The sequence below is a fragment of the Arsenophonus sp. ENCA genome (genome assembly GCF_002287155.1).
Lineage (GTDB): Bacteria > Pseudomonadota > Gammaproteobacteria > Enterobacterales > Enterobacteriaceae > Arsenophonus > Arsenophonus nilaparvatae.
Map to the genome: position 1 here is coordinate 1 of NZ_NHNG01000695.1, position 7269 is coordinate 7269.

A 7269-nucleotide genomic window follows, 5' to 3' on the forward strand; every position below is an offset into this window, starting at 1 on the left:
TACAGGTTTCGATCTTGACCAGCGGGTCACCCAACTTGTCGATCGTCTGTTGGTGATACTGGTTTGCAAAGAGGTCATTCTTAATGGCGCTGCGTTTCTTCATGGTGGTTAGCTCAGTAGACCAGCTTCCGATAACTTTATCAGCAAAATCAAACTCGGCTTAGGTTTTTCGAGGTGCCCTATAGTTTGATTGCGTTAACCCGTCCGTGATGACTGTAATCGGACACCAAGAGGCACTTGGGCACACGTCCTAACTCATATACATAAGACCTGAACAGGTCTTTTTTATCATCTAAAGGAAATAAAATGAATAACGATGAATTAAGAAAAATACTTGAGGCGCATAAAGTTTGGGTAGATTCGATGGGCGAAAAGGGACGCAAGGCCAACCTAAGTGGAGCCAACCTACGTGGAGCCGACCTACGTGGAGCCAATCTACGTGGAGCCAACCTACGTGGAGCCGATCTTCCAGATCACACATTTGTAATTATGGGTGAAATATATCCAATTACCATTACAAATGGAGAATACCTTCGTGCGGGATGTCAACATCATTCGGTAGAGAAGTGGCGGAAATTCAGTAAAGAAGAAATCGTGGACATGGATGGCAGAAAAGCGCTTGAGTTCTACCCTCGCTTACTTGATATCTTAGACTTTTACTTGGGTAAAGGTGAGCGCCCTGATTGGTTAGACAATACTGGGCAATAAGAAGGAGTATACATAATGAGATTAGACAATCCACGCATTGTAACAGCAAAACACCCTAATATGGGTAATCTGGTTGGCGTGACTAATGGCAGTCGTGATTTGAGCGATGCAAAATACTTAAGCAGCATTGATATATGGAATGACGACGACATGGAAACAAAAACTTTCAAAGAAATTATACAGTGCTTAACAAAAGAAAATAAGCGTCTTAAAAAAGAGAATTTAAGACTGATGAAGGTACATCGTCAGATTGGCGGGCTGTGCAGGATTTGAACCTGCAACATAGGGATTAGAAGAATTTGAGTATTGCTGTTGCAGCACTAATAGTCACAACGATTACACCACCAAGTTTTAAAAGTAGTCCATTAGCAATATGTTCAACATCCTTACGGACTAGTGCTATCTGAGCATCAGTTTTTTCAAAACGCGCTTGTATCTGGGCTTCGTTCTTCTCAAAGCGAGCAGCCATATCTTTACGAACATCAGCGATCTCAGCAGATAAGTCTTTGCGAACATCAGCGATTTCAGCAGATAAGTCTTTGCGAACATCAGCAATTTCTTTTCTAACATCAGCTATATCACGCTTAACATCAGCAATATCAGCTTTAGTAGCTACATCAACCGCCTCGTGTGATTCACGGACAGCTAAAGAAATGGCTTTAGCCTGATTTTTAGGTAGACCTTCTTTTTCTAATGTTTCAACAAATTTTAATGTATCAAATGCAACCTGACCCATGGGGAATCCTCCTTTTTGATAAGTATAACGGGTTTAGGGTTCAATCTGCAAAATCTTTCATCAATTTCATTATTGAGGAATACCTTTATGTCAAATTTAATGAATATACCAAATAAACATTTCCCTATTATTGCTGGTGTTGAAATTCACACTGACGAAAATGGCCGCTTTAATCTAAATGCGTTACATAAAGCCAGTGGTGAAGGTGAACATAAACGCCCTTCCAAATGGCTAGCTACTATTCAGGCTAAAGAATTAATTGCAGAATTAGAAGCTAACTTGTTGAAAAACAACCAAAGCCCGAATTCGGGCTCTGCTCATAAAGTGCTCAACACCGTTAACGGCGGTTCCTCACCAGGCACTTTCGCCCATGAACTTTTAGCTATCGAGTATGCTGGATGGATTTCGCCTAAGTTCAGATTGATGGTTAATCAGATTTTCATTGATTACAGAACGGGTAAATTAGCGCCTGTTGACCCCACAAATTTAGGCTTACCTAATTTCCTTGACCCTGCTGAATCCGCAATTGCATGGGCTGAGCAGCATAAAAAAGTTCAACTGTTAGGGGTACAGGTTCAACAGCTAGAAACCGAAAACGATTGTCTTAAAAATCTCTTTAAAGAAGGCATGACCCCTACCCAATTTAGCAAAATGCTTAATGGCGTAAACAGTCAGCAGATAAATCATTCACGAGTTTCGCACCAATAAAAAAACGCTCTATTTTTAAGTTTAATTCAGCATGATATATAAATAGTCAAAACCTTATAAATCAAATACAACTTATTGTAATTTAAGAAAATTTATGTTTTTTAGTAACTTGCAGATTAATCATTGCTTTTAAGCCATTTTTAGAATTTTATATGCCTGTGCGAAACTCGTGTACAATAAAATAAAAAGCAGTTTATCTAGTGGGGTTGGGATAAATCCTTTCTGCCCTGCACCCATCTGCCGCTCGTGATCTTTTCGATTCTTTTTCCGATAAATCAAATAACAAGCTGAAAATTCAGCGGCTAAATTTTTCAATTCTTCGACTGATAATCCAATGATTGCTTTACATAAACGATTATTTCGTAACAGCCGCTCTTTGTTGATCATTTCAAACCTTTATTCTCTAAGTTAAACCTCTTTTTATTCTCAATAGCGTGACAAAAAATGCAAGTCTCTATTCAGCAACTAGTTTAATATAACGCGCATGGTTTATTAATAAAAAGTATTGATCCACGGTTATATGAACAACAAAAAAATGACCCGACGATAAAAGCCAATTTTTACTACCACGTATCACTAACGAGTATGGTTTTAGCTACTAACAGTGTTGATGCCGGAACGACTTTTGATCTGCATGATATTGCCGGCCGGCCAACATTTGCCATCTCTGCAACAGGTGTTTTTCGTAGCTGGCAATATGAAGATAGCCAGCAACTCGGAAGACCTATTAATATTACTGAACAATTACCATCAAAAACAAAGTATGTTACAGAACGTTTTATTTGGGCTGGAAATAGTGATAGCGAAAAGCAAAAGAACCTGCTTGGACAATGTTTACGCCATTATGACACCGCTGGTTTACAGCAAGTCAATAGTATCGCCTTAGTAGGAGTACCATTATCTTTAACCCAACAGCTATTGATAAACAATAAGGAAACTAACTGGCAAGCAGAGGATGAGACTATCTGGCAAAGTTACTTATCTAATGATAGCTATACCACGCAAAATATTGTTGATGCTAGCGGGGCATTATTACTTAATATTGATGCTAAAGGTAACCGACGTCGGTTAGAATATGATATTGCTGGTATGCTAAAAAGTAGCTGGCTAACCATAGAAAATGCTACCGAACAGATTATCATTAAATCGTTAACTTATTCCGCCGCGGGACAAAAATTACGCGAAGAACATGGCAATGGCATCGTAACCAGCTATCTTTACGAACCGCAAACCCAACGGTTAATCGCCGCAAAAATCAAACGGCCGGCAGCGCATCAAATGGCGGCAAAAATCTTACAAGATTTACGTTATCAATATGATCCGGTCGGTAATGTGATCAACGTGCGTAATGATGCTGAGGTAACTCGCTTCTGGCATAATCAAAAAGTCATTCCAGAAAATACCTATACCTATGATACGCTTTATCAACTGGTATCCACCACTGGCCGTGTAATGGCTAACCTTCAACCACAAAGTTTCACATTACCTTCTCCAATCATTCCTCTGCCTGCTGATAATAGTGTCTATACAAATTACATTCGGCATTATGTTTATGATGTGGCGGGTAATTTGACCCAAATCCGCCATAGCGCCCCAGCCAGTAACAACAGTTATACAACCAACATTACCGTCTCAAACCGCAGTAATCGAGCTGTACTTAGCAATCTAACTAGCGACCCATTACAAGTCGACGAACTGTTTGATGCAGGTGGTCACCAAACAGAATTACAGCCCGCTCAGGCCGTTAACTGGAGTTTTCGCGGAGAATTACTGCAAATCACACCAGTAAAACGCCAACAACAAGCATCTGATCACGAGACTTATCGCTATGATGCATGTGGACAACGTATAACTAAAACGACCACATCACAAACTGCGAATAGCATCCACCTACAACAGGTTATTTATCTATCAGGCTTACAGTTACATATCAGCCAGATAAATGAAACTTTAACCGAAGATTTACATATTCTGACCTTCGCTGACACCGAGCAGGCTCAAGTACAGGTTTTACATTGGCAAACCGGCAAACCAACAGGTATTGAGAATAATCAATTACGCTACAGCTACCATAATCTGATAGGTAGTAGCGCTATAGAAATTGATGGCCAAGGGCAAGTGATTAGTCAGGAAGAATACTATCCCTATGGCGGTAGCTCAATATGGACAACCAGCAGTCAGGTTGAAGCAGACTATAAAATCTTTCGTTATTCTGGTAAAGAGCGTGATGCAACCGGCCTCTACTATTATGGTCATCGCTACTATCAACCCTGGATCGGACGATGGTTAAGCTCTGATCCTGCCGGTACCGTGGATGGCCTCAATCTATATCGAATGGTAAAAAATAATCCTATTATGTATAGCGATGAACGGGGTGAATCAAGTCGCAACCGTTTTCGCAACATATTTATCGTATCAACCTATTTAAGCCGAAGAGAAGGAGAACCAATAAGACGTTCATTAGCTAGAGGTATGAAAATCACCCGCGCAGTGATGGGTGGATTAGCGATAGTAGCGATTGGATTAACGATAGCTGGAGCAGTAAGCGCTAGTGGCGGGATCCTCGTTGCAGTAGGCATTGGCTCATTTATTATTGGTGCGATTGCCGGCTGGAATTTGAACCAACTTTCCGGAGGCATAGCCAGTTTTTTCAGAAAGCGCTTGCAGGGAAGATCAACGACAGAGAATATGGCGGCAGGAGCAACATTAAGTGCCGTCACTGCTCACCTTAATGGCGCCAGACTAATCAGCACAGGGATCGCCAGTGCGGTAGGAAGCATTTCTGGTGCTGCAGGAGGATTAATCGGCAATTCTGAACGCGGCATGGGTGGTGCCCATGCAGCAGGCGTTGCTATTGGTATTGTCAATATCATTGGCGGTAAAGGAACTAGCCTGGCAATGGAAGTTTCTGCTGCCACATTTGGCGCCGCCAGTGGATTTATAACTGGCGTTAAGCATAGTGCACGCGTAGGGCAATATGCCGCTTACGGCAGCTATACTGGCGGAATAATAGGTCGTCACGCAGATAATATTAGCTCATATGCATTTAATTATGCTGGCGGAGCGATTGTCAGACACGGATCAGAAGCACTATTTGCTGCTTATGTTGGCAATAATTCCATTAGTCGATTCGTTGGCCGCAGTTTAGGAGATAAGATATTTTCATTTTTCTCACGTAAAATTTCAGTTGGCGGTCCAAATGAATGGATGGGAAGCGCAATTGGTGCGACCATTTTGGGGATTGGATCTGCGTTACAATTGACCATCACAAATCCCTATTTTCAGTATGTTACGGGTAAATTTATTCAATTTTTAAACTGGCTTGGGGGCAATACAATGAATTTAATGAAACGCTTTATTCTACCCGATGCAGCAAAAGCCTTAGCAATAGATGCTGTTCGCAGCACGGCTCGAAGAATGGTTCGCGGCGGTGTATCTTTTTAACTATTTTTTATAGTTAATAAAAAATTGCTAAAGATTGATGTTCTCCCTCTTCCGTGTATTGATTATACTTCTGGTTGATACACTACAGGATAGATTTATCAACAAACTTCTATATGACTGATTTCATTTTCAACCAAGCGAATAACTATATTAAGAACTCTTTATTCAGTTAAAAATCAAATGATAATTGATGTTATTATTTAGCAATCAAATATGAGGCTAGTAAAAGAACTGATATTTTTAGAACAAAATACCGAAAAAACAAAAATTTCATTACTATATTCTATTGCGCTCTTCAGTCAGCAATGAAGCCATGTTTTTTCAGAAAATTCTTATCACCCAATTGCTGCATTTGCTGAAGTACTCACGCTTGACGAATTAATAAATCATTAGATGGTTTTTTTACTTGATAAGCTAACGGATTTTTTAAAACCGCTGATAATCGTGCAGATTCAGCTGCATTTAATTGATTTTACTGCTTTTTAAAATAATATTTTGCTGCTTCTTCTACGCCAAAAATACCCTCAACGAACTCAGCAATATTCAAATAGATCGTCAAAATCCGCTTTTTAGACCACATAACTTCAATTATCGGCGTCATAATAGCTTCAAAACCTTTACGAAAACAGCTTCGCCCATCCCATAACCAAAGATTTTTTACAACTTGTTGAGTTATAGTTGAAGCTCCTCTAATAGGTTTTTTACTAGCGGAATTTTGGTTGATAGCACTTTCTATTGCCTGAAAATCAAATCCCCAATGATTTGGATAATTTTGATCTTCTGCGGCAATCGCTGCAATTAACATGTTCGGTGATATGGCATTAAGCTCAACCCAAGCGGAACGATAAGTATAAGAAAAATTTAATGATAACCAAGCGTTAATTTCTCTTTCTACCATGACCATCGAAAACGGAACTGGCAAAAATTTGAAAATCAAAATCGTTATTAACCAACAAGAAAATAAGATTAATAATGCCCTTTTTAACCAATGCCATAATAATAATAAGTAAACTAACATAACTAACGGCTTGCCATTTCAATTACTTTTTTAACTAATTTATTGATTCCTTGCCATGCTTCATCCGGTGATGATGCTAACATATAAGCGGGTGTTGTTATTACTTTATTATCTTCATCAACCACAATATCATCAAAGGAACAAATAATGGGCACCTCGAAAAACTCAAGATTTTCAATTAACCCTTGGCTTTCATTCTAAATAATTAGATTTTTTTTGATTATCACGCTACTGATTCTATCGCACATTGCCCTGGCTAGGGCCATTTGACCCATTCTGGGCGTCAGAAAGCCACGATGCACGCGCTCTGGAAGTACGCCAACCGCTTTAGGTTGTAACATGCTGCCATCATCGTCATGGCAAAATTAGCGCGCACCTGTCCAATGGTGCGGATCAGTTTTCTACCCATTTGTTCCATCGCCGCAAATGCATGTTCAACCCGTGCCCTAGTCTTTGCAATCCTGTGGTTTCGCCCTTGCTGAGTCTTGGACAACGGTTTGTTTCGATGGCCTTTACGCTGAATCTGGCTCCTATAGCCGTTTGCCTTCAGCCAAGCTTCCCGCTCCGCAGAGGGATAGCCTCGGTCGGCGTAGATATTGCGATTGGTGTTGGCCTTGTCAATGACCCTTTCGAAATGCTGACTGTCGTGGGTGCT

The 7269-nt window shown here is 40.2% G+C and carries 7 protein-coding genes and 2 pseudogenes; 4 read left to right on the top strand and 5 right to left on the bottom strand.

The genetic code is table 11. The features are described from left to right. The first annotated feature begins 306 nt into the window (after nucleotides 1-306). The gene (locus CBG25_RS18290; protein ID WP_290608448.1) at nucleotides 307-708 is read left to right on the top strand and encodes a pentapeptide repeat-containing protein; all 402 of its coding nucleotides are present in this window, start codon (nucleotides 307-309) and stop codon (nucleotides 706-708) included. A 15-nt stretch (nucleotides 709-723) separates the two neighbouring features. Then, nucleotides 724-981 (top strand): hypothetical protein, encoded by a 258-nt coding sequence (locus tag CBG25_RS18295; RefSeq protein ID WP_290608450.1) that lies wholly within the window; start codon nucleotides 724-726, stop codon nucleotides 979-981. A 16-nt stretch (nucleotides 982-997) separates the two neighbouring features. Here CBG25_RS18295 and CBG25_RS18300 read toward each other — a convergent pair whose 3' ends face one another. Then, entirely contained in the window at nucleotides 998-1444 is a 447-nt protein-coding gene (locus CBG25_RS18300) for a hypothetical protein (protein WP_290608452.1), read from the bottom strand. Nucleotides 1445-1531: 87 nt separating this feature from the next. On the opposite strand from CBG25_RS18300, the gene CBG25_RS18305 reads away from it, so the two are divergent. Continuing rightward, on the top strand, nucleotides 1532-2152 hold the full coding sequence (locus CBG25_RS18305) for a KilA-N domain-containing protein (protein ID WP_290608454.1): 621 nt from the start codon (nucleotides 1532-1534) through the stop codon (nucleotides 2150-2152). 129 nt (nucleotides 2153-2281) lie between these two features. On the opposite strand, the gene CBG25_RS18310 is transcribed toward CBG25_RS18305, so the two are convergent. Then, nucleotides 2282-2539, bottom strand: coding sequence for a hypothetical protein (locus CBG25_RS18310; RefSeq protein ID WP_290608455.1), 258 nt, complete (start codon nucleotides 2537-2539; stop codon nucleotides 2282-2284). A gap of 198 nt (nucleotides 2540-2737) precedes the next feature. Between CBG25_RS18310 and CBG25_RS18315 the strand changes: the two genes are divergently transcribed. Next, entirely contained in the window at nucleotides 2738-5596 is a 2859-nt protein-coding gene (locus tag CBG25_RS18315; protein ID WP_290608457.1) for an RHS repeat domain-containing protein, read from the top strand. 295 nt (nucleotides 5597-5891) lie between these two features. On the opposite strand, the pseudogene mtgA reads toward CBG25_RS18315, so the two are convergent. The 3 genes and pseudogenes from mtgA to CBG25_RS18330 all read right to left on the bottom strand — a co-directional run. Beyond that, a pseudogene (gene mtgA / locus CBG25_RS18320) lies at nucleotides 5892-6614 on the bottom strand (monofunctional biosynthetic peptidoglycan transglycosylase). Between the two features lie 2 nt (nucleotides 6615-6616). Further along, nucleotides 6617-6748: pseudogene (locus CBG25_RS18325) on the bottom strand (isoprenoid biosynthesis protein ElbB); the annotation flags it as partial. 149 nt (nucleotides 6749-6897) lie between these two features. Then, on the bottom strand, nucleotides 6898-7269 hold a 372-nt coding region (locus CBG25_RS18330; protein WP_290603757.1), incomplete at its 5' end, for a transposase.

Excerpts from the sequence above, each read along its gene's own strand:
- CBG25_RS18315 (WP_290608457.1), top strand. The coding sequence starts at position 2,738 with ATGGTTTTAGCTACTAACAGTGTTGATGCCGGAACGACTTTTGATCTG.
- CBG25_RS18305 (WP_290608454.1), top strand. The coding sequence starts at position 1,532 with ATGTCAAATTTAATGAATATACCAAATAAACATTTCCCTATTATTGCT.
- CBG25_RS18310 (WP_290608455.1), bottom strand. The coding sequence starts at position 2,539 with ATGATCAACAAAGAGCGGCTGTTACGAAATAATCGTTTATGTAAAGCA.
- CBG25_RS18295 (WP_290608450.1), top strand. The coding sequence starts at position 724 with ATGAGATTAGACAATCCACGCATTGTAACAGCAAAACACCCTAATATG.
- CBG25_RS18300 (WP_290608452.1), bottom strand. The coding sequence starts at position 1,444 with ATGGGTCAGGTTGCATTTGATACATTAAAATTTGTTGAAACATTAGAA.
- CBG25_RS18290 (WP_290608448.1), top strand. The coding sequence starts at position 307 with ATGAATAACGATGAATTAAGAAAAATACTTGAGGCGCATAAAGTTTGG.